The following is a 21,262-nucleotide window of genomic DNA, read 5'->3' on the forward strand; positions in this document are numbered from 1 at the left end:
GGGTTCGGGAAGAGATTATTGGATGCTCCCTTTATATCAATAAGTAAAATCAAGATAAGTGTTTAATATTTACGAGGTAGACGCCGAGCTTGAAAAGCATAGCTTTAAATTATTTAAGCTCTACATTTGCTTCTAAAATATAAACATTTACTCAAACCTAAAGCCGTGCAATTATTGAGCAACACATTATTTAATAAGGATATTTATGAAGCTTTTACTATCGCTTGTGTTAATACTTACTTTTAGTACACCTATTTTAAGCTATGCAGACACCGCTACAACCGACATAACCGTGGGTAAAAAGGTCATTCTACAATCAAAAATACTTAACGAAGACAGACCTATCAGAATATTCATACCTGACAATGTAAAAGACGATCAGCCGCTCTATGTTATTTATTTACTTGATGGTATTGAGCACTTTCATACGGCGTCTGGCGTTATAAAATCCCTCATTGATTACGAGCAGATACCTAATGCAATGCTTGTTGCTATTGATACAACCAACCGCGTTCGTGATTACTTACCTAAAGTACAAGGTGAGCCTACAAACCTTTGTTAAAAATAAATGGCCTGACGCAGGGCAAACCGATAATTTTTTAAAGTTTGTGTCTGATGAGCTCATGCCCTATATAAATAGCAACTACCCAACTAATGGTTACAACACCTTAATTGGTCATTCTAATGCTGGTACATTAGCGCTTTATACTTTAGTTAATCAGCCGGAATTATTTAACAACTATATAGCCATAAGCCCAAATAGTTGGTGGAGTGATGAAGAGTTAAAAAGTAATATCACTAAATACACTAAAAACCCTAAAGGCGCTCAAGCGTTATTTATTAGTGTAGCAAGTGAAGGCGCACGCTTTTATACAGGTGCATTAAATACTTTAGTAAATTTAGAGCAACAAATGCCCACGCAGCTAAAATGGGAATATAAGCATTATCCCACTTTTACTCATATGGGCACCATACTTCCAGCACTTAGCGATAGCCTAATTCACTTATTTAGCGACCTAATATTTAAAGTGACTGACGAGCACGGAAAATTTGCAGATGTATCATTGATTACCGGTTACTACCAAGCACTTAGTGATAAGTACGGATTTGAGCTTAAAATTCCACAAGATGTGTACGTAGAATTTGCCCACAGCCAACAAGAGTTTGGTAACACTAAAAAAGCTATTTCAACACTAAAACACTTTACTAACGATTACCCTAATGCTGCTTACTCTCACATGCGATTATCGCAAGGCTACACGGCTAATAAACAGTTCAAAGAGGCATTCACTAGTATGAAACACGCACTAGAACTTGCTAAACAGAACTCGCGTGACCCATTGTTAGTTGATGCACTACAAGATATGGTGAATGAAGCAAAAGAGAATTTGTAGCTCATTAATTTAAAGCATTACGAGCTTCGCTTGTCGTGTCAGCAAGCTGTACGCATACACTAAAGAAAGCATTAGCCTATAAAAAAACCGATGCTTAAACTAAACATCGGTTTTTATTTTACTGAAAGCTGACAGCTAGAAACTGACCGCTTGTCTTTATCACTTCCCTATCGCTTCTTTGGCGAATAGGTGTTTGATTGGGCCCAAGTTATCAACTAACGAAAGCCCTACCCCACGAATCAGCTTTTTAACTGGGTTTGCGCCTTCAAATAACTCTTTTAGCCCTTGCATCATGGCAATGTGTTTTTGTGCGTCGAGCTTACGGGTGCGCTCGTAATCACGCAGTGTGCGCGTACTTGCAAATTCTTTGGTGTCTTGACTTAGTAGCTCGATTAAATAAGCCGCGTCTTTTAGACCTAGGTTCATACCCAGCCCTGCCAATGGATGAATGGTATGCGCTGCATCGCCCATTAGCACCACGTTGCCATTTACCCATTGCTGGGCATAACGCATTTTAAGTGGGAACGCGACGCGCTTACTTTGCACTTCACATAAACCGCATTGGCCATCTATGGCAGCCATAACTGCTTTATTAAAAGTGGTGTCGTCCATTGCTAACAATTCATCACAATGATTCGGGCTGGTAGACCACACAATTGAATGAGTATGCCCATCGCTCAATGGCAAGAACGCTAGCGGCCCTGTAGGTAAAAACACTTGGCGTGCGGTATTTGCATGTAACTCTTTGGTTTTAACTGTCGCTACTAACGCATGGTGATCGTAATCTTTAAAGCTCAGCGCCATATTAAACTGTTTACGAATCGCTGAATTTGCACCATCAGCTGCCACCAGCAACTTAGCAATAATAGGCTCACCTGTTTTTAAATTAATAAATACATCAGACTCGCTTTGGTGTATTTGCTGATACTCGGTATTAAACATGAGTGTGGCATTACTTTGCTGCTCAAGCTCTTTTATTAGTGCAAAGCGAATAATATCGTTTTCAACAATGTGGCCTAAATGCTCAAGCTCAAGTTGCTCGTTATTAAAGGCTATTTTTCCAAAGCTGTCGGCATCGCGTACATCCATGTGCGTATAAGCACAAGCACGCTCAGCTATTATGTGTGGCCATACATTTAATTGCTCCAGCAAGGTTTGACTGGCAATACTTAGTGCACTAACTCGTAAACCATAATCATCGCTAGGTGGAGCTTGAGTTGGCGCAGCATCTAACACAGCCACGCTGATATTCGCTTTAGCAAGCCCGAGCGCCAGCGTTAACCCAACGCAGCCACCACCCACTATACAAACCTGTACTTGTTTCATAAACGTGTACCTTGTTTAACTTGACCCATTAATTGTTTTGCTAATGGGGCTTTTAATGCAGGGAATAAATCCATTGAAAATAGCCCAATACTTCGACCAAGCGCTAACACCCGTGATGAGTTTGAAAAAAGTCGAACCAAGGCATCGGTCAATGTCATCACAGTGTTTATATCATCACTGCGCTTAATTGAATATTGACGAGTAAAAGCATAACTACCTAAATCATGTTCACTGTTTGCCATTAAGTTACTCAGCACTTGTACGTCGCGCAGCCCTAAATTAAAGCCTTGTCCTGCAATAGGATGAATGGCATGTGCCGCGTTGCCTATCACCACTGTGCGGTGCGTCGTTAACGATTCTATTTGCCCATAAACTAGAGGGTAACTAGCGCGCATACCGACTTTTATAAACTGTCCTGCACGATAACCAAAGGCAATTTGCAGCGCACTTATAAAGTCTGGTTCACTTAGCGACATATACTGCTCAATATGCTCTTGGCGCATACACCATACTAACGAATAGCGGTTATTACTCATGGGTAATAAAGCCATTGGCCCATTTTGGGTAAACCGCTCAAACGCCTGATGATGGTGCCCACCAGCGACTTCTATATTGGCAATAATCGCACCTTGTTCATAAGGCTGGGTATTGAAGCCGAGCCCCAATAAATTACGAGTTGGCGACTGTGCACCGTCGGCAATCACCAACAGCTTGGCACTCAGTTTTTCACCACTTTGTAGTGTAAGTTCATTACTATCGGCGTTTTGTTTTATCGCTGTTACGCTATCTGGGCAAAAAAGCGATATGTTTGATTGCATTAAACGCTGATGCAGCGCTCTGCCAAATGGGTTTACCTCTACCACATAACCTAATGAGGGTTTTGTAAACTCATCACTGTGTATATGGGTTTTACCAAAGTGCCCTTTGTCTGACACACTGACTTTTTTTATGGCCGCAGCATAGGGAGCGTTCATTTCAAATAAATTGAGGCTTTGTAAATACTCTACCGACTGCTGGGCAAGTGCGATACTTCTGTCATCAAAGCTTGGATGATAATCAGTGGTTACTTGATTTGCTTCAATTACAGCAATATTTAAGCTGGGATTTTTTTTACTTATACTTAGAGCACAACTTGCGCCGACTAAACCACCACCAATTACTACAATATCAAACTGCTTAGCCACTTTTATCTCCAAGCTTATGCGTTTTTAGCGCTTTGCATTAACGCTTCTATTTCGCTAATTTTTTTAGGCACGGTAATCGTTAAGTTTTCGTGACCAGACTCAGTTACTAATAAGTTATCTTCAATACGAATACCTATGCCTTGGTATTTTTTGGGTGCGTTTGAATCTTTACTAATATAAAGCCCTGGTTCAATGGTCAGTACCATACCAGGTTCAAAAGCACGCTCTTGGTTATTAACCTTGTAATCGCCCACATCGTGAACATCGAGTCCTAACCAATGGCCAAGACCATGCATGTAATATTCTTTACAGGCACCTTGCGCCATTAGCTCATCAAAATCGCCGGTTAAAATACCTAAATCGAGTAACCCTTGGGTTAGCACTTGCATAGCGAGTTTATTAGCCTGCGATAAGTAGCCACCGGGCTTTACTTCGCTAAATGCGACTTCTTGCGCTTTGAGTACAATATTATAAAGCGCAGCTTGCTCGGTGCTAAATTTACCATTAACGGGGAAAGTACGGGTAATGTCGGCTGCGTAACCTTGTAGCTCACAACCTGAATCAATCAGCACTAGGTCGCCATTGTTTAATACATCGCTGTTTTGGGTGTAGTGCAAAATATTAGCGTTATCGCCACTACCGACAATGGTGCCATAAGCTGGATGTGGCGCCCCATTCATCGCATAGTGATGATGAAGTTCTGCTTCTAATTGAAACTCGGTTGCGCCAACGTGGGAAAAGCGCATGGCACGCATGTGTGCTCGGGCACTTATTTCGCAGCCTTCACGCATAATGTTAATTTCGCTTGGCGATTTAAATAGGCGCATTTCATGTAATAACGGGCGAATATCTTTAATTGTACTCGGTGCTGTATCGCCTTTTTTGGGGGCACTGCGCAAAGTATTGAGCATTGAAAATACTTTGCCGTCAAAGGCAGGATACGTCCCTTGTGCATAAAATAAAATCTGTTGGCCGTTCACCAAATTCAATAATTGTTCGTTTAGTTCACTTAATGCATAAGTTTTGTCGAATAAGTATTCACTTTGCGCTTTTTCAAAACCAATGCGCCTGCCGTGCCATATCTCTGCAAGTTTATCTTTATCTAAACAAAACAATATAGAAGGCGTATCACTGTCTTTGCATAACACCAATACCGCATCGGGTTCGTTAAAACCAGTTAAGTAAAAAAAGTCACTGTCTTGTCTAAACGGATAATGAGTATCTCGGCTACGTGTGAGCTCGGTTGCAGCAGGAATTATCGCAATACTGTTGCTATCCATTGCCGCCAATAAACGTTCGCGGCGCGCTTTAAACTCTGACTTTTGTATTTCAACCATTAATAACTAACCCATTACTTTTGTTGTATTACTAAATTAATGCAGTGTTTTTTTGTTGCTTTGTGGGTTTTGCTCTTTGCCAAGTTCAGCAAAACACAGTAACGCCGATACGCGTACGTACTCAATCACTTCATGCAGTGCTTGGCTATCTTCTTCGGTTTCTTCAAAGGTTGTATCAAGGCGCGTAATTTCGCTAAAGTCGCTAATCACTTCTTTTACATCTGCCGACAGCTTGCCATAGTCTTTTTGCTTTAAGCCAAAGCCCAGCATAAACCCAGCTACCCATGATACGAGCCCATTGGCTTGATCGATGAGTGTTTCGTCATCACTCGGTAAAAACAAATCAAATTGAAACTCTTCATTGTTAAAGCTTTCAACAACTTGTTGATAAACTTTACCAAAAAACTGTTTTAAATCGTTGCTAAACGACTCGCCATCATTAAATACGTCGCTCAGTAAGCCTAAGTATTCTTTATCGTCAATGCTTAGCCCACAAGCAAGTAAGCCGCTAATAACGCCATGCGCTTCAGCAGGTGATACAAATATTTCGTTTTTCTCTAAAAGAAGTTGGGCTTTTTCGTAATCTGGTAAGTTATTCATAATGACGTCTTCGCTTTGCTAATTAAAGCAATGCTACCACTCGATAAAAAGCAACTCCAATGAATTCTATGACTGAGGTCAAAAGCAAGCGATTGAAAAGCTGATTAAGTTCAAAAAGCAATCTTAAAAGTAAATATAAGATTAAATTTGCAGGAAAACTGAGCGAACAGTTTAATTTTTTACGATTGGGGTTTAAGGATTGGAATATGTCTTATATACTAAATTTGTTCCCTGGGGTGCAGGAGCTTGGTTAAGTCCCTGAGCCGATAAATTTTATACCAGGATTTTTGTTCGTTTACTATTGTGCAAGCTCGGCATGTACCGAGAAGCCTACGGTAAACCGCAGATTTCCGCCCTGAAACCTCAAGGTTTCAGGACTGACACCGGGCACCGCATTCTCGGGGAACACCTTCCTTTATAGCTTAGGTTCTAGGTTCTCAAGCATTTCTTTTTAACTAAACATTCCCTATCTTTCGTCTTTAAATATATCGAACTGCGCCTCCACAGCCCGATATTAAACTTGTTTCTAACACCTATCCCTTTGTCTTTTTAATGCCTAACACTACTTAAACCAACCTTGAAAGCGCTCCATCAGCATATAGTTAACGGGAACAAGTAATAAGGTTATAAAAGTCGCAAATATAATCCCAAAACCTAGGCTTACTGCCATAGGAATTAAAAACTGCGCCTGAGTCGCCTTTTCAAACAGTAGCGGCATTAAGCCTATAAAGGTGGTTAAACTAGTTAGCATAACCGGGCGAAAACGCGCTACGCCGGCGGTTTTAACAGCTTCCATTAAATCGAGCCCTTCACTGCGTTTTTTATTAATAAAATCAACCAATACTAACGAGTCGTTCACCACGACCCCAATTAACGCGAGCATTCCCAGCAAACTCATAATGGTAAGCTCCATAGTCATGATCCAATGGCCAATTACTGCGCCAATCATGCCAAAAGGAATAATGCTCATCACCACCAGTGGCTGTAAGTACGATTTAAAGGGAATTGCGAGCAACCCATAAATTACAAAAAATACAAATACCATTCCCCACAATAATGAACCAAACGATTCGCGCTGCTCTTTGGCTTCACCTTCTAATGAATGGCTTACACCTGGGTATTGTTGCACAAGTTCATCTAAGTAGGTTTTTAAATCAGCTTGAAGCACGGTCATATTGGTATCGGTTTTTTCTACATCCGCCGACACATTAAGAGTACGGTAACGATCAATACGGGTAATGGTTGATGGGCTTTGACCCGGTACTAAAGTGGCCACGTGTGACAGCGGCACTCGCCCACCATTAGGTGTTTGTATTAATATATCTTTTAAATCAGCAACTGAGCGTCTTTCATCTATAGGTAAGCGCACCATAACGCGCACATCATCACGCCCGCGTTGAATGCGCTGTACTTGTACACCAAAAAACGAGTTACGCACTTGTCTTGATACATCAACTCTATTTAATCCAAGTGCAAGCCCTTGCTCTGTTAGCTCTATTTGTAGCTCTTCTTTACCATCAGACATGCTATCGGCAATATCAAACACGCTTGGATAAGTGGCCAATCGTTGTTTAATTTGCTCAGCCACTGTTTGCAGTGTGGTTATGGAATTACCCGATAATTGAATATCAATTGGGTTTGAGCTTCTACCTATTTCTGCTCTAAATGTGAGACTTTCAGCCCCTGGGATCACCCCTATTAATTGCCGCCACTCTTTTACCAACTCACGCGAACCAATATCAGACTCTCGTTGTTCTGCTGGGGTGATTTCAAAGCGCACACTACCCGAATTAGCCGCACCGCCTCGCCCGCCAGTGCTGGCTAAAATATTAAGGATAATACTTTGCCCTGTTTCTTCATCTTGATACTTACGCTGAAGCTCTCTGGCTTTATCTGACATATCAATAATGTATTTATTCGTGACTTCAAACGGTGTTCCCGCAGGAAAAGTTAAATTAACCCGAACTGTTTCACTGGGAATACGTGGGAAGAAAATAAACTTAGTCCAACCACTGGTGATCATGGTTAAAATAATTAAAAACACGCCCATAAATAAACTGACTGTGGCCAGTTTGTTGCGTAGCGCTAGCCCTAATACGGGTTGGTAATATTTTAAAATGGCATGCTCAAAACCATCAGCAAAACGTTGTTGGAGTTGCTCTAATTTAGAACCTTTGCCTTTTTGCTGGCGCAGTTTGATATATTTTAAATGCGCTGGCAGCACAAATTTAGATTCAATCAATGAAAACAATAATACCGGAATAACCACCACCGGAATTTGCGCAAAAATAGCGCCTCGCGCGCCTTCTATAAAACCTAACGGTAAAAAAGCGGCCACGGTGGTTAACACGCCAAATGTAACTGGCGTGGCTACTTCTTGAGTTCCTTTTATAGCAGCCTCTTCGCCCGATTTGGCGGTTTTTAAATGGGTATACACGTTTTCACCGGTAACAATAGCATCGTCCACCACAATCCCTAGCACCAATATAAAACCAAATAAGCTGATCACATTTATGGTCACGCCAAAGGCGGCCATTGCCATAAACGCGCCCATAAATGAAACCGGAATACCAATAAATACCCAAAACGCGATGGCAGGTCTTAAAAATAAAGTCAGTAACCCCAGTACCAAAATACCGCCCTGTAAAGCATTGCTAGTTAGGGTAGCAATACGGCTTTTTACTACCTCAGAGTCATCATCCCAATAGCTTAAATAAAACCCTTGCGGTAAATTAGCTTGCTCACTGGTAATATAGTTTTTAACTGCATCGGCCACTTCTATCGCACTTTGCGGACCAATGCGGTACACATCGATAAATGCGGCTTGTTTGCCATTAAAGCGGGTGCGCACGGGGGTTTCTTCAAAATCATCGTTAATGGTTGCAATATCACTTAAGCGAATAATAGTGCCATCGGCTTGATTTTTTATCACAATGCTTGCAAATTCATCTTTGCGGTAAGCTTGCCCTTTAGAGCGAATAAGTACATCACCGCCCTCTGTTTTAAGGTTTCCCGCTGAAATATCAGAACTTGAATTGGCAATGGCACTGGATATTTGCGCCAAGGTTAAATCGTATTGGCGCAGCGTATCTTGGCTTACTTCGATTGCCAGCTCATAATTACGTACGCCACTAAGTTCAACTTGGGTAATCGCCGGAATACGCAGTAATTCATCACGGACTTGCTCTGCATATTCTAGGGTTTCTTTTTCGTTGTAGTCACTTGAAACAGTGACTGCTATTACTTCACGCTTACGCTGGATTAACCCTATTACTGGTTTTTCTGCATCGGCTGGAAAGGTATTAATGGCATCGACACGGCTCTTTATATCCGCTAACAATTCACGCTCGTCGTAGCCAGTATCAACCTCAACGCTTACTTGTGATGACCCCTCAGAAGAGCGGCTCGATATTTGTTTAATACCTTCGAGATCTTGTAATGCTTCTTCTATTCGTATGGTGACCCCTTTTTCAGCATCTTCTGGGGTTGAACCACGTAAACTCACACTAATATTTATACGATCAGAAACAAACGAGGGAAACACCTCTAACGGTAACTTAGAAGACAGGCTGAATAGGCCGCCCAACACAATACTAATTAGCAGTAAGTTGGCAGCAACATGGTTACGTGTAAACCAAGCGATCATGGTTGCTCTCCTGGTTTTTGTGCTTTAGGAGTCGCATCCATTATCTGCACTGGCGTACCTGAACTCACTTGCCCCAGTGGCGTCAGCACTAATTGACTACCCGCTTCAAGACCTTTACTCACAATGCCTTGCAGCGCATTTTGCCACGCTAAAGCAATATTTTTACGCTGTAGTGTGCCATTTTCAACCACATAAACATAACTGCCTTGATATATCGCACTATTGGGAATAACGAGTACCTGAGAGGCGACTTTGCCATTAATTTTAGCTTTAACGTATTGGCCTATTTTTACTGGGTATTGATTATCACTGGTTGATTTATAAGGGTCATTAATTTTAGCCACCACATACAATTGCTGAGCACTTTCATCTATTGCGCCCTCCGTACGAATAAGTTGGCCTTGCCATTGTTGCTCGCCAATTAAATCTGAAGTGAAATTAACCGCTGAGCCACGCTGATTTTTAGCACCATCTCGATATTGCTCAGGTAAATTAATAAAAGGCAGATCTTTATTCTTTATCGGTAAGCGTATTTCAACACTGTCGGTTGCATAAATTGTCGCTAACTGCATATTGTTAGATACCACCTGACCTAAGTCAACGCTGCGGTTTAATACTCGCCCAGCATAAGGGGCTTTAATTTTAGTACGTTCAAGATTTAGTTGCGCTTTTTCCAATTGTGCTTGTGCTGACAAAACCTGTGCTTGCGCTGCAGCTAGCTGTGGCTTTCTAAGTACTAAAATACTCGGTTCAGACTCATTGCCTAGACGTTGCCAATCAGTAAGCGCTTGTCGGCCTCGCGCTTGCTCTTCTAATAAGTTTTGCTCGGCATTGAGCAAATTAGCTTGTGCTGATTTAACTTCTGCTTTTAAATCGCGATCATCTAACTGAAGTAACACATCGCCTTTTTCAAAAAAGCCGCCTTCGCGGAACTGCTCATTTATATCAATAATCAGTCCAGAAACCTGAGCCACCAACATACTTTGAGTTCGTGGTTTAACCGTGCCAAAGCTATCAATTTCAACGGGGTAGTCAATTAACTGCAATGGTTTTACCGCTACATTAATTTTTGCTTTTGGCGGTGCTGAAAAACGTGATGCTTTAGGCGGGTTTCCCTTAATAAACATCACCAAAAAAATGGTCGCTATAATGATAGCAGCGGGAACAATTATTTTTTGTTTGTTTAGTTTCATAGTGCTTGCTCATCCTGTGCGGATCTTGATTTTGCAAAGTCGCCCCCAAGAGCAACATGTAATTTAATGCGATTTGTGAGTAATTGGTTTTTAATTTCAATCAGTGAACTTTGTGCATCAAACGAGCGTGCTTGTGCATCTAATACGGTGGTGTAGCTCACTAAACCACTTTGATATTGTTCAAACGATAATTGCTCTGCTGCTAAGGCATTTTCTTGTGCCTGCAAGGTGCTTTGGTAGCGTGCCTTTAAAGATTGTTGTTGGGTAATAGCATTTTCAACATCACCAAATGCATCATATAAAGATTGCAGATAGGCTTGCTCTTGCTTTTGCGTTTGTAAACTGGCTATTTCCTCGTTCGCAGCGAGTCGCCCAGCGTCAAAAATAGGCGCTGAAATGCTACCAATAAGTGACCACGCAAGACTTGAAGCAGAAAATAAGTCGCTTACCCTGTTAGTGCTATCGCTTAAACCTGCCGCTAAATTTAAACTCGGAAAACGCTGTTTATGCGCATACGCAAGCGAAGCGTCGCTGGCTAATAACTGATACCAACTAGCACGCAACGCAGGTTTGCGAGTAATAAGCTCCGACGGTAAACCAAGAGGAATGTCGTCATTAATTACAGGTAGGTCGTTATTCGCTGCTATCAATCCTTTTGGATACTCCCCCAATAAACGCTCAAGGCTACGTGCAGCTTGAGTCAAATTTGCTTTTTGGGTTGCTATACGGGAGCGTTCATTGTTTAACTCATTGCGAGCTAAATAAACATCTAACGCTTCATTTAAACCTTGGCGATAACCCGACTCAATAATCTCAAGGTTTTGCTGGGCGTTAGCTTCTCTGCGCTTAAACAAATCAAGTAATTGCTCTGCACTGATTAAGTTAAACCAATTTGTTATAACATCTGCAATAAGCTGTTGTTTAGTTTGCTCATAGCGAGCTTGCTGAGCAAGGTAGTTGAGGTTGTCTCTGCGCTTTGCATCAGAGAGTTTACCCCATAAATCAATTTCATAGCCTAACTCTAACGATACAGAGCTTGAGTTATTATAACTAACCGGACGATTATCTTTGCTCCGTCCTACTCGCGTTGAAATATCTAAACTGGGCCATAAAGCGGCACCGGTGACAATTAATTGCTGTTTTTGTATTTCTACATCAAAACGGTTTTGCAATAGTTGCTGATTGTTTTTTAGCGCTTGAGTAACTAGCTGCTTTACTGTTGGTGAAGCAAGTTTATTAAACCATGTGTCGTTGACAGCAACTACTGATTCAACAGCTGTTTGTTGCCACTGATCTGGGAGTGTATTCGGTGCTTGCTCACGTAGTTGCGGGTTTAAGTTACTCGCACAACCACTTAGCAGCATAATACTTATTGCCAATAAAGATGGCTTATATTGCCACATTATGTTTAAACCTGATTAATGCTATTTATGAATGTTATTCAAGCACTTTAGCAAACGTTGCTCAATTGACTTTACATAACATTACATACTTTGCGATGAAATTATAAGTGCCGTAGATACGCCAAGTATTAACATATTGATCACAAATTAATAAACAATCTAATTTTTAGTCAAAAAAGCTGAATAAAGTTCTCAAAGCGGTACGAAAAGGACAAAGGGACTTACTGTTTATGACATACAGGAAAAATAGAGCAGGGTAGAAAAAACTTAGAAACAAAAAAGCCCCGCATTAGCGAGGCTTTGTATAAATGGTGCCTCGACCCGGAATCGAACCAGGGACACGAGGATTTTCAATCCTCTGCTCTACCAACTGAGCTATCGAGGCACTTAAACAGTGCAATAGTTAAATTAACTATTTAAATAAATGGTGCCGACTAACCGAGTCGAACGGTTGACCTACTGATTACAAGTCAGTTGCTCTACCAGCTGAGCTAAGTCGGCACACTAAACTGTGTGCTAAGGCACTTTATCAATTTTAAAGATTGATAACTTTTAATAAATGGTGCCTCGACCCGGAATCGAACCAGGGACACGAGGATTTTCAATCCTCTGCTCTACCAACTGAGCTATCGAGGCACTAAACAGTGCAATAGTTAAATTAACTATTTAAATAAATGGTGCCGACTAACCGAGTCGAACGGTTGACCTACTGATTACAAGTCAGTTGCTCTACCAGCTGAGCTAAGTCGGCACACTAAACTGTGTGCTAAGGCACGCGTAATAATGTTTAATCTTATGATTTGAAACACTATTACTTTAATAATGGTGCCTCGACCCGGAATCGAACCAGGGACACGAGGATTTTCAATCCTCTGCTCTACCAACTGAGCTATCGAGGCACTTAAACAGTGCTAATTAAAAATGTCAACGGATTTTTAATGCAATTCCCAGCTAGCTCTACTGACTGGCTATCTGGGCGTGCGGCGTATTAAACGAGTTTTGCCCCTACAAGTCAACTTTTTTTTTATTCTTTATAATCGTTTGAACGGTTTTCAAACAACTCGAGGCTATTTTCGTTAATACAGTGTATTTATCCAACAAAAGAGTTTAAAAAACGTAGTGAATTATTTTTTTTAGGTGTTACGATTGAATAATAACTTTCGGTACAGGCTTACCGTTTTAATAATAAGACCACAGGAAAACTCATGCAGAGCAAGCCCTCTTCAGCAATAAAAGGCCTACTACCTTTATTCTTAGTTAGTAACCTTATAATAACCGCATTATTTGTAGTCGCCTTTGTGCTTTATTCACAAAGTAATGCTGATAACAATGCATCTGCTCCAACCTCTACTTTATCGTTAACAAAACTTGCTGAGCGTCTTGATCAGCCTTTAGCAGAAGCATTAACAATATACGAGCAAGACAAGGTCACGCAATTACTCGATATGACCACCTTACTCAATGATGATTATAAATATACGCTCCACCGTTTTAATGCCAATAATCAAGCCGAGTTAGTTTATAGCAATAACAGTAAAGCAATTGCGCCTTTAGCTGTTAATAAACATATTAAAGAACAAAATACTCTTCATCATTTAATCTCATCAGAGGGGCAGATAATTGGAGAGCTTATTATTAAGCAAACACAGCCCTCAGTTACACCATCAAATCAACACTCACCACTAAATGCCTATGTTGTAGCCTTTGCTGCACTGGTGGTGCTGTTTGTATTAGCATTCATGTTGAATAAATACATTAACAAGCGATTACATAAAAATACAGATTCACTTACTCAAGAACTAAAAGAAATTACGCAAAATGATAACTATCAAAGCACCCTAAATGAGCAACTAGAGGGTGGTTTAGAAACGGTAGCTCAACAAGTTAATTTATTACTCAAAAAGGTGAGTAAGGTTCAAGCTGACGATCAAGCGGCAAAAAAAGAGTTAAAAAAATTACAAACAAGCCTTGAAACAGAAGTACAAAGCAGAACCTTTGAGTTAGAGAAACAAACGCAAAAAGCGCTAAAAGCCAGTGAAACTAAAACCACCTTTTTAGCCACTATGAGTCATGAAATAAGAACACCAATGAATGGTGTAATCGGTACCATTGATTTACTTCGTCAAACAGAACTTGATGGTGCACAGCAACGTTTAAGTACAATTATTCGTGAATCTGCATTTTCGTTACTCAGTATCTTAGATGATATTTTGGATTTTTCTAAAATTGAAGCAGGAAAGCTCAATATAGACCCGACTCCCTTCTCTGTTGCAGATACGCTAGAAGAAGTCGCAAAGGTGTTATCGTCTGTTGCAAAAAACCGTCACCTAGAACTCGATTTATCAATTGCACCCGATATTCCTAATAACCTTATGGGCGACTCAGTCAGGGTTCGCCAAGTACTTTATAACTTATGTAGCAATGCCATTAAATTTACCAGCACTAACGGCTCTACTCAAGGTAGGGTGAAAATATCGGTTGAAGTTGCACACAACACTGCCGATCATTTTACACTCCGTTTTTGTGTAGTTGATAACGGTAAAGGAATGAGTCAGTCTCAATTAAGGAAAATATTCAGCCCGTTTACTCAAGCTGAAAGCTCAATTACCCGAGAATTTGGCGGTACAGGACTTGGGCTTTCAATTTGTAAAAGCTTAACCGAGCTAATGCTTGGTACTATACATGTTACAAGCCATGAGGGGATTGGTAGTGAGTTTACCGTTGAACTGCCTTTTTCAACGGCAGGTAAAACTGAATTTGCTCATAAAAATACACTCAATAATAAACATGTTGTTGTTGTTAGTGACAATGCTGAACGCGGCAAGGTAATTTATCGTTACTTGTCATTCATGGGTGCCAAAATAACCTATGCCCATGAGCAAAAAGATATAGAAGATCATCAAGACACAAAGGATATTATTTGGGTTGTCGATGGTATTGACGACATGAGCAGTATTAGCACTTTGCTAAGAAGTTTACTTTACTCACTAGAAGATAATAATCAGCAAATGGTGGTATTAAGTAAGCTAGATGAAGCCGTTATTAATCATGAAAATATTTTTTATATTAATGCTTCACCACTGTGTAAATCTAACTTTATGCTTTCAATTTTGGTTGCGGCGGGCTTACATAAACCTAAGCAAATAAAAAAAGCTAAAAGCATGAATCATTACTTAAATTCAGAAGAAGCACTCGCTGCAAATAGGCTTGTTTTACTGGTAGAAGATAACTTATTAAACCAAGAAGTACTTACCGAGCAGTTACACATATTAGGGTATAGTGTGGAAGTAGCGAATAATGGTGAGGAAGGCATAGAGATGTGGCGTAAAAACAGCTATTCGCTCATTCTGACCGATTTACATATGCCGAAAATGTCTGGCTACGATATGGTTGAAAAGATTAGAGAAGAAGCGGCACTGTTAGAAGCAATCGACGCTCAACCTTATATTATTGCTGTAACAGCCAATGCCTTAAAAGGCGAAAGAGAGCGCTGTTTAGCTGTGGGAATTAATGACTTTATAACTAAACCGATTGAGTTAAATGCGCTTGAGGACATATTAAATCAATGGAGCGATATAGATAATAAACAGCCAAAACAAATTAGCTCAGCTGAAAAGCCAGCCATGCCTATTAACATGGAGTCTGCCAACAAATATATAAATGGCGATGATGCTAAAAAAATTCGCTTCTTTAAAATGTATTTAGAGCAAAGCCAAGAACAAATTAAATCAATCAACTTTGCGGTACTACAAAAGAGTCAAAGTGAAATTATAGCTGCCTGCCATCAATTGAAATCTATATCAAAAACAGTGGGGGCTAATATTGTGGCTGATTTAGCGCAGTCATTTGAGGATAAGTGCAAGGCTGATGAAATCAATGCCGATGAGTTAATTGAGATGAGAGATGAGCTCGAAATTGAATATTCAAGAGCAGCACAATTTTTAAAAGAACAAATTAGAAACCACGATCAACAAGATGACTTGATTTAACTAAACTGTTCATAGGTATGCACAACAAAAAAGGGCTTTTATAGCCCTTTTTTAACGATTATTTTTCTACTGGCTTATAGCCTTCAATCTCAACCTCTTTTCCTTCAAATAAAAAGCCAACCATTTGCTCTTCTAAAAAAGTACGATGTTCTGGGTCCATCATATTTAAATGCTTTTCGTTGATCAGCATCGTTTGTTTATGCTGCCACTGTCCCCATGCTTCTTTAGATATATTATTAAAAATCTTTTCGCCAATTTCCCCAGGATAAAGTTGAAATCCAAGGCCTTCAGCTTCTTTTTGTAACTTTTGACAAAATACAGTACGTGCCATGATTTATTCTCTCTAACGCTAAATGCTGCTAGTTTAACCTATTGGGCTCATTTGTTTAACCAACTTTTTAGTCGGTGCAGCTAAACCCACCTCTATTGATTGATCAAGTGGATACCATATTAATTGCTTGTCGTTCACCACATCAGGGATTTGCTGAACATTGAGCACATGTGGGTTTATGGTTAGCTCAAAATGTGAGAACACATGGCTAAAAGGCGCTAATATCTCAAGCTCACTTTTTAGCCCTTGTTGTACTAAAAAAGTATCGAGCTCACTGTGCTCATTAAATTCAAAAAATCCAAATAATCCCCCCCAAATGCCACTACTTGGGCGTTTTTCCATGAGTACTTTGTCGTTATGTTTAATAATTAACTGATGACAACTTTTTTTAGGCACTGCTTTTTTAGGTTTAGAATGTGGGAACTCTTTAACCTTACCCGCATTAAAAGCACCACATTGTGTTTTTAACGGGCATGCTTCACAGTCAAAACGACTTCGTGAACAAAGGCTTGCCCCTAAATCCATCATAGCTTGATTAAACTCAGTCACATTATTTTTAGGGGTGAGTTGTTCACTTAAATGCCACAGCTGATTTTCTACCTTTTTGACGCCATACCAACCTTCAACCATGAAAAATCGCGCAAGCACTCTTTTTACATTGCCATCAAGAATAGGATGATGCTGCCCCAACGATAAAGATAAAACAGCACCCGCAGTAGAGCGCCCTATTCCGGGTAAATCCATCACCTCTTCAAGTGTGTTGGGAAACTGGCCTTGATATTTGTCTCGCACTATTTTGGCCGTTTTATGTAAGTTGCGCGCGCGTGCATAGTAACCTAGACCAGTCCAGTGATGCAGAACCTGATCTTCATCAGCATTTGCTAAAGCAATAATATCGGGAAAGCTTTGCATAAACTTTTCGAAATAAGGAATAACAGTCACAACTTGGGTTTGCTGCAGCATCACCTCAGACACCCATACTTTATAAGGTGTTTTAGCTAATTGCCATGGCAATGTTTTGCGCCCATGGAGATGATACCAATCAACTACTTGGTTAGAAAACCAATCAGACTGCTGCTTTTTTAAATCCAACATATTTACTTTTTTACTAATGCTTAATGGCGGCTCAGTCTATTGTAGTTGTTGAAAAGATCAAGCTATAACGCCCTAGAGCTTGTCAACCCCGCGCGGGTCAGGGATAATACGCAACCATTTTTAAACACATTGTTTTGTCAGGCCAATAATATGAGTGAATCAAGTAACAACAACCTTGAGCAAGCTAAGCAAGAAGGTAAGTATATCCGCACTATTCGTAGTTTTGTAAAACGCGAAGGCCGATTAACCAAAGGCCAAGCCGCTGCAATCGAAAAATGCTGGCCAACAATGGGGCTTGAGCATAAAAACGGCCTGCTTGATTTAAACGCAGTATTTGGCAATGACAATGATGTAGTGTTAGAAATTGGCTTTGGTATGGGCAAGTCATTGGTTGAAATGGCAAAAAATGCACCACATCTTAACTTTATCGGTATAGAAGTACATCGCCCAGGCGTTGGCGCGTGTTTAATGGATGCCGACGAAGCAGGCGTTACTAATCTTCGTGTATTTGAACACGACGCCGTTGAAGTCCTTGCAGATTGTATAAGTGATGAAAGCTTATCGACCTTACAATTGTTCTTCCCTGATCCATGGCACAAAAAGCGTCACCATAAGCGCCGTATTGTACAAACTGAGTTTGCAGAAAAACTACGTTCTAAATTAAAAATTGGCGGCGTTTTTCATATGGCAACCGATTGGGAAAACTATGCAGAGCATATGCTTGAAGTAATGCAAGCAGCACCTGGTTACAAAAACCAATCAGAGACTAACGACTATGTACCTCGTCCTGATTTACGTCCGCTGACTAAGTTTGAACAACGTGGCCATCGTTTAGGCCATGGCGTATGGGATTTAATGTTCGAACGTACTAAATAACCGTTAATTAAATAATCAAGTAAGGTAAAGCCATTTATGAGCGTATTAACCAATCCGAGCCTATTATTACTTCGCAACAGCGAGGAGCTAAAAGGTAAATCAATATTGGTGGTCAACTTTGTTCAAGATGGCTTTTTAAATGAGCTAAAAACGCTCAACCCACAAAGTAAAATAACGGCTTTTAGCTATAACCATGCAAATGGTGAATTTGCTAAAAACATATCGGGTATAAATGTAGAAGTTAATCACACGATTAGCGCCGGTGAATATGATTTAGTAATTCTTTATTACCCCAAGTCTAAGCCCGAGCTATTAATGGCATTAGACAACATACGCGCAGTGATAAGCAAAGAAGCTGAGCTGCTAGTCGTTGGCGAAAACAAAAGCGGTGTAAAATCAATTGAAAAGCAACTCGCCAATAAAACGGCGTTCAGTAATAAAATTGACTCTGCAAAACACTGCGTTTTATATTCATTTTCAGAAATAACCCTGAATTCAACATTTGATATTAGTACTTACCACAAAGAGTTTGTGGTCAACGTAAGTGATATTGAATTTACTGCTGTAAGTATTCCTGGCGTGTTTAACCATGGCGGCCTTGATGCAGGCACTAAAATGCTATTAGAAAATGCACCAAATATAAAACACGGTAACGTTCTTGATTTTGGTTGTGGCGCGGGGCTTATTGCTACGTTTTTAGGGCTAAAAAATCCGGCTCTTACATTTACATGTAGTGATGTAAGCGCACTGGCTGCCTATGCAACAACACAAACGCTTAAACTTAATAACGTTAATGGTGAAGCCGTACTGAGCGATGGTTTAAACAGCATTGCAGGTAAGTTTGATTTAATTATTAGTAACCCACCATTTCATACCGGTATTGCGACCGACTACACAGTGGCCGAATCGTTTTTAAATAATGCCAAACAGCACCTAACTAAAACAGGTAAGCTCACTATTGTTGCTAATAGCTTTTTAAAATATCCACCTATTTTAGAAGCCCAATTTGATAGTTATCAAACGGTGTTTAAGAATAATAAGTTTGCTGTATACAGTAGCTAAAACTTATTATTAATCCCCTATCAAAACATAAATATGCGGTATATTAGCCGCATATTTACTTTATTACGTAGATTAACTAAGAATAAATAGTGTAATTAAGCTAATCTTTTTTCTTCACTTTTTCCTGTTTTTGCTAAACTAGTATTTATTACACTCACAATTGACACGGATGACCCTCTCGCAATGCCTAAAACTGTAGAGCAAAATAGCATTCGTAGCATATTGTTTAAAACCATCATGCTTATAACAGCCATCTGTTTGCTATTATCTCTTTCTATTTCTACTTACTTAAGTACACAAGAGCAAAAAAAGCAGCTCATTAGTAAACTTGTGCTGGTGTCAGAGATCATTGCCTTTGATGCAATGCCGTCATTACTAAATAAAAATAGACCTGCAGAAGAAAGGCGGTTAAAGCTTCTTCAACAAGTATCATCGGTTACAAACTTACATATTTATGCGCTAGATGAGCAAACAAATAAACCAGTATTTTTTACCAGTTTTAATGCCCGAAAATCGCCACCTGTTCCAATCAAAACAGACAGTATTAACGACTTTATAGAACCCCAAGTAGGTGATGAGTTTATTGAGTACATTACTCCAATACTCAATAATGATCAGTTACTGGGTTATGTGTATATTAGGGGCAGCTTGGATAACTTAAATAAGCTTATCACTAAAAAAATTATAATTGATATTGCCATTATCGCTTTAATACTTATCTTCATCTCTTTGATTATTTTAAGGCTACAAAAAAGGATAGCCAGCCCAATAGAAAACTTAAGCTTGTTACTGCAAAACATAGCTAAAAATCATAACTACTACGCCCGGGCGCCTTTAACAAACTTAACTGAAATAACCCGGCTTTCTAACAGCTTAAATGTAATGCTGGCGCGAACACAAAGACAAATAGAGCGCCACGAAGAAGATAAAAAAGAAATTAAGCTACTAAACTCAAATCTTGAAGAAAAAGTAAGCCAACGAACCATCGCGCTCAGAGAAGCAAATAAAGAGTTACTATCTACACTTGAAAAGATGCACCAATACCAAACTCAAATTGTCGAAAACAAAAAAATGGCTTCATTAGGGCAAATGGTGGCAGGTGTAGCTCATGAGGTAAATACCCCTATAGGGCTTGGGATCACCGGTTCTACTTTACTAAGGGATAAACTCGCGGAGCTACAAATTAACTTTCAAAATAAGTCATTGACTGCCAGTCAATTTGAGCAATTTACTAACGATGGCATTGAAAACTTAGACCTCATCTACAGTAGTTTAAACCGTGTCGCAGAGCTTATTTCTAACTTTAAAAAAGTGGCCGTGATTAAAGATGATGAAATCACTAGCACAGTTCACTTACAGCAGCTCATAAACGATACATTATTGTCTATGGGGCAAGAGTTAAGAATAAAAAATCCTAAAGTTCTTATAAATTGTCCAGCAGATTTAACCGTTGAAAGTAAAAAAGGGCCACTGCAGCAAGTTTTCCATCAACTAATTTTAAACTCCCTACTACACGGATTTGTAGCTGGCGGTGACAATGTAGTGCAAATTGATATTGTGGCAACAAACACAAAAACACAAATTACCTACACCGACAACGGCCTAGGTGTAGAGAGCAACATAAGAGCGAAAATTTTTGACCCCTTTGTTACTTCAAAACGCGGTCAAGGAGCCAGTGGATTAGGCATGCATTTAGTTTACAACTTAGTGACCCAGGCTTTGGCTGGAGAGATTGTGTTAGATACTGAGTATCAATCAGGAGCACGATTTATTATTACGCTATTTTAAAAAGTGAAATAAATCCGTTGCCTGCTCTTGAATTACGA

Annotated in this window: 13 protein-coding genes, 5 tRNA genes, 1 other RNA gene and 1 pseudogene; 6 read left to right on the plus strand and 14 right to left on the minus strand. The window is 39.9% G+C overall.

The features are described 5' to 3' along the window. Window positions 1-205: 205 nt before the first annotated feature. Window positions 206-1,394, plus strand: a pseudogene (locus tag QL986_RS10890) (alpha/beta hydrolase-fold protein). Window positions 1,395-1,553: 159 nt separating this feature from the next. Here the strand turns inward: QL986_RS10890 and QL986_RS10895 are convergent. The 4 genes from QL986_RS10895 to QL986_RS10910 are packed head-to-tail and all read right to left on the minus strand — an operon-like array spanning window position 1,554 to window position 5,841. After that, on the minus strand, window positions 1,554-2,720 hold the full coding sequence (locus QL986_RS10895; RefSeq protein ID WP_290191530.1) for an FAD-dependent monooxygenase: 1,167 nt from the start codon (window positions 2,718-2,720) through the stop codon (window positions 1,554-1,556). After that, window positions 2,717-3,904: a 2-octaprenyl-6-methoxyphenyl hydroxylase gene (gene ubiH / locus QL986_RS10900; RefSeq protein ID WP_290191531.1), complete on the minus strand. Its 1,188-nt coding sequence runs from the start codon at window positions 3,902-3,904 to the stop codon at window positions 2,717-2,719. Before ubiH ends, QL986_RS10895 begins: the two co-directional genes overlap by 4 nt. A gap of 14 nt (window positions 3,905-3,918) precedes the next feature. Beyond that, window positions 3,919-5,241: a Xaa-Pro aminopeptidase gene (gene pepP / locus QL986_RS10905; RefSeq protein WP_290191532.1), complete on the minus strand. Its 1,323-nt coding sequence runs from the start codon at window positions 5,239-5,241 to the stop codon at window positions 3,919-3,921. Between the two features lie 36 nt (window positions 5,242-5,277). Continuing rightward, the gene (locus tag QL986_RS10910) at window positions 5,278-5,841 is read right to left on the minus strand and encodes a UPF0149 family protein (protein WP_024600851.1); all 564 of its coding nucleotides are present in this window, start codon (window positions 5,839-5,841) and stop codon (window positions 5,278-5,280) included. A gap of 225 nt (window positions 5,842-6,066) precedes the next feature. Between QL986_RS10910 and ssrS the strand changes: the two genes are divergently transcribed. Further along, window positions 6,067-6,250, plus strand: a non-coding RNA gene (ssrS, locus tag QL986_RS10915) — 6S RNA. Between the two features lie 153 nt (window positions 6,251-6,403). Here ssrS and QL986_RS10920 read toward each other — a convergent pair. From QL986_RS10920 to QL986_RS10955, 8 genes are all read right to left on the minus strand, one after another. After that, window positions 6,404-9,487, minus strand: coding sequence for an efflux RND transporter permease subunit (locus QL986_RS10920; RefSeq protein ID WP_013464148.1), 3,084 nt, complete (start codon window positions 9,485-9,487; stop codon window positions 6,404-6,406). Further along, window positions 9,484-10,680: an efflux RND transporter periplasmic adaptor subunit gene (locus tag QL986_RS10925; RefSeq protein ID WP_028834372.1), complete on the minus strand. Its 1,197-nt coding sequence runs from the start codon at window positions 10,678-10,680 to the stop codon at window positions 9,484-9,486. The genes QL986_RS10920 and QL986_RS10925 overlap by 4 nt, the downstream gene beginning before the upstream one ends. Then, a complete protein-coding gene (locus QL986_RS10930; RefSeq protein WP_024600854.1) occupies window positions 10,677-12,086 on the minus strand; it encodes a TolC family protein in 1,410 nt (469 codons plus the stop codon). The genes QL986_RS10925 and QL986_RS10930 overlap by 4 nt, the downstream gene beginning before the upstream one ends. A 306-nt stretch (window positions 12,087-12,392) precedes the next feature. Next, window positions 12,393-12,468, minus strand: a tRNA-Phe gene (locus tag QL986_RS10935). Window positions 12,469-12,508: 40 nt separating this feature from the next. Continuing rightward, window positions 12,509-12,584, minus strand: a tRNA-Thr gene (locus QL986_RS10940). A 59-nt stretch (window positions 12,585-12,643) separates the two neighbouring features. Further along, window positions 12,644-12,719 (minus strand) — tRNA-Phe (locus QL986_RS10945). A 39-nt stretch (window positions 12,720-12,758) separates the two neighbouring features. Further along, a tRNA-Thr gene (locus QL986_RS10950) sits at window positions 12,759-12,834 on the minus strand. Between the two features lie 72 nt (window positions 12,835-12,906). Then, window positions 12,907-12,982 (minus strand) — tRNA-Phe (locus tag QL986_RS10955). Between the two features lie 306 nt (window positions 12,983-13,288). On the opposite strand from QL986_RS10955, the gene QL986_RS10960 reads away from it, so the two are divergent. Beyond that, window positions 13,289-16,072, plus strand: coding sequence for an ATP-binding protein (locus tag QL986_RS10960; RefSeq protein ID WP_024601264.1), 2,784 nt, complete (start codon window positions 13,289-13,291; stop codon window positions 16,070-16,072). Between the two features lie 58 nt (window positions 16,073-16,130). On the opposite strand, the gene QL986_RS10965 is transcribed toward QL986_RS10960, so the two are convergent. Then, a complete protein-coding gene (locus QL986_RS10965) occupies window positions 16,131-16,403 on the minus strand; it encodes an oxidative damage protection protein (protein ID WP_013464143.1) in 273 nt (90 codons plus the stop codon). Between the two features lie 33 nt (window positions 16,404-16,436). Next, window positions 16,437-17,498 (minus strand): A/G-specific adenine glycosylase, encoded by a 1,062-nt coding sequence (gene mutY, locus QL986_RS10970; RefSeq protein WP_024601263.1) that lies wholly within the window; start codon window positions 17,496-17,498, stop codon window positions 16,437-16,439. A 150-nt stretch (window positions 17,499-17,648) separates the two neighbouring features. On the opposite strand from mutY, the gene trmB reads away from it, so the two are divergent. The 3 genes from trmB to QL986_RS10985 all read left to right on the plus strand — a co-directional run bounded on the left by trmB (window position 17,649) and on the right by QL986_RS10985 (window position 21,224). Next, window positions 17,649-18,374, plus strand: coding sequence for a tRNA (guanosine(46)-N7)-methyltransferase TrmB (gene trmB, locus QL986_RS10975; protein WP_024601262.1), 726 nt, complete (start codon window positions 17,649-17,651; stop codon window positions 18,372-18,374). A 36-nt stretch (window positions 18,375-18,410) separates the two neighbouring features. After that, on the plus strand, window positions 18,411-19,436 hold the full coding sequence (locus QL986_RS10980) for a methyltransferase (protein ID WP_024601261.1): 1,026 nt from the start codon (window positions 18,411-18,413) through the stop codon (window positions 19,434-19,436). A 183-nt stretch (window positions 19,437-19,619) separates the two neighbouring features. After that, entirely contained in the window at window positions 19,620-21,224 is a 1,605-nt protein-coding gene (locus tag QL986_RS10985) for an ATP-binding protein (protein ID WP_024601260.1), read from the plus strand. The last annotated feature ends 38 nt before the right edge of the window (window positions 21,225-21,262 follow it).

Source organism: Pseudoalteromonas sp. APC 3250, assembly GCF_030407915.1.
Taxonomy (GTDB): Bacteria; Pseudomonadota; Gammaproteobacteria; order Enterobacterales; family Alteromonadaceae; genus Pseudoalteromonas; species Pseudoalteromonas tetraodonis.

Coding starts and splice junctions, on each gene's coding strand:
- QL986_RS10965 (WP_013464143.1), bottom strand. CDS start 16,403: ATGGCACGTACTGTATTTTGTCAAAAGTTACAAAAAGAAGCTGAAGGC.
- pepP (WP_290191532.1), bottom strand. CDS start 5,241: ATGGTTGAAATACAAAAGTCAGAGTTTAAAGCGCGCCGCGAACGTTTA.
- trmB (WP_024601262.1), top strand. CDS start 17,649: ATGAGTGAATCAAGTAACAACAACCTTGAGCAAGCTAAGCAAGAAGGT.
- QL986_RS10960 (WP_024601264.1), top strand. CDS start 13,289: ATGCAGAGCAAGCCCTCTTCAGCAATAAAAGGCCTACTACCTTTATTC.
- QL986_RS10920 (WP_013464148.1), bottom strand. CDS start 9,487: ATGATCGCTTGGTTTACACGTAACCATGTTGCTGCCAACTTACTGCTA.
- QL986_RS10980 (WP_024601261.1), top strand. CDS start 18,411: ATGAGCGTATTAACCAATCCGAGCCTATTATTACTTCGCAACAGCGAG.
- QL986_RS10895 (WP_290191530.1), bottom strand. CDS start 2,720: ATGAAACAAGTACAGGTTTGTATAGTGGGTGGTGGCTGCGTTGGGTTA.
- mutY (WP_024601263.1), bottom strand. CDS start 17,498: ATGTTGGATTTAAAAAAGCAGCAGTCTGATTGGTTTTCTAACCAAGTA.
- QL986_RS10925 (WP_028834372.1), bottom strand. CDS start 10,680: ATGAAACTAAACAAACAAAAAATAATTGTTCCCGCTGCTATCATTATA.
- QL986_RS10985 (WP_024601260.1), top strand. CDS start 19,620: ATGCCTAAAACTGTAGAGCAAAATAGCATTCGTAGCATATTGTTTAAA.
- QL986_RS10910 (WP_024600851.1), bottom strand. CDS start 5,841: ATGAATAACTTACCAGATTACGAAAAAGCCCAACTTCTTTTAGAGAAA.